Source organism: Mesorhizobium sp. M7A.F.Ca.ET.027.02.1.1, from assembly GCF_004022985.1.
Lineage (GTDB): Bacteria > Pseudomonadota > Alphaproteobacteria > Rhizobiales > Rhizobiaceae > Mesorhizobium.
The window spans coordinates 1-1,451 of the sequence record NZ_RZOL01000734.1; the positions used below are offsets into that span (position 1 = coordinate 1).

2 protein-coding genes are annotated in these 1,451 nt (G+C 56.4%); both read right to left on the bottom strand.

Features of this window, described 5'->3' with window-relative positions:
• On the bottom strand, positions 1-810 hold an 810-nt coding region (locus tag EN749_RS35695; protein ID WP_210214760.1), incomplete at its 3' end, for a peptidoglycan-binding domain-containing protein.
• An 89-nt stretch (positions 811-899) separates the two neighbouring features.
• Positions 900-1,451 (bottom strand): hypothetical protein (locus tag EN749_RS38015; RefSeq protein WP_189367967.1); only part of this gene is annotated, 552 nt, incomplete at its 5' end.

Here is a 1,451-nt window from a genome sequence, read left to right on the forward strand (position 1 = left end):
CTCCTGCGGCCCGTTGATCTTGTCGGCCAATTCCCAGGACGGGATGCCGTCGATCAAGAGTGACTGAGATTTCTGGTACTCACGGATGGCTTTCTCCGTGAAGGGTCCGAAAATTCCATCGACACCCCCCGCATAGAGGCCAGCTTGTTTCAGCGGGGACTGTATCTCCCGGATGAGCTTCCTCGGGTACTGCGGGTGCTTACAACCGACCTGCTTTGTGGCCCAGCTTTGATAGCGTTCGGGCGAAAGCGCGCAGCCGCCGCCGGCCACCATACCGACGGAGTAGGGCCTCACCTGAATCTCCGGCGTCCCGGCTGAATTCCGGACCACGCCTCGATAGACCGGTCCATAGATCACAGCAATCGCGTCGAACTTATAGGATGAGGGCAGGAGCAGTATGCGGCTGGTGATATCGTCGACTTTGGCGAATACCTCAAAGTGTCCTGCACTGTCGATCTGAGCCGAATTGATGATGGCATCCCGCCCATCGCTTCCCGGCGTCTTCACACTGAACGAAAACTCGGACGGTTCCAGCACTACGAAGCGCGCAGCAGGATCATCCGACTTGATCTCGTCCTTTGCCTTCGCATGATCGCTTGCGAAGCCTACCGTGCCAGACAGTGAAAGAAAGGCATCCTTACCGACCCCGGCCTTGTCGTAGGCGAGGGTCATGTCCGGTGCCCCCGTCGGTAGCGCGTCCAGGCTCAACACATTTGGCAGAACGAAGTAGAGGTGGTCGTCATTGAACGCTCTGAAAACGGGCGTCAGCAATGGCTCCCTGAAGCCGACCTGACGGTCAAAATCGACCATTCCCGCAGGGATATCAGCCGCATGCGTCGACGTGCCCGCGGTTGTCACGCACAGGAATAGAACCGAGGCTACCCACGCTAACCTAGCGGTCATTTTGAAAGCCCTTCACATCCGGTTTCTCCCGTCGCTATGTCCAGGATTTTGTCCTTAAGCGTGGAGCACACACCATGGAGAGAGGAGAATGCCTCTCTTTCATATCTACTTGCTATCTTTCGATAACTAGCCTTCTTCACACCCTCTAGCTTTTCTTTGAGCTTCTTGGACAGGTGCACATCGCTTAAATCCCAACCCAAGGCATAGCTGCCGTGAATTTTGAGGGCACGCGGGGGACCAAGAAGCTTTTCGATTTCTTCCCGTATGGATGCAAATTTGCGAATTGCCTCATCGCCAGGCATGTTCAGTTCGCTGCGGCTTAGCGTCCCCGTCGAGAGTACCCAGTCGATTACGGCCTTCCAGTCGTCGAAGTCGGACGACATTTCCACGATCGCGAAGGGTGCCCGGATCTCCGCAAAAAACCCGCCGGTTGTAGCTGTACCGTCCAGCAACCCATGCAAGCCCTCCTTTCCTAGGTCGGAGAGGTCCAGGTTGATAGCCTGCGCTGCCGACATGTCGCTTACAGTACCCGCGTCAATCAGCGTGAC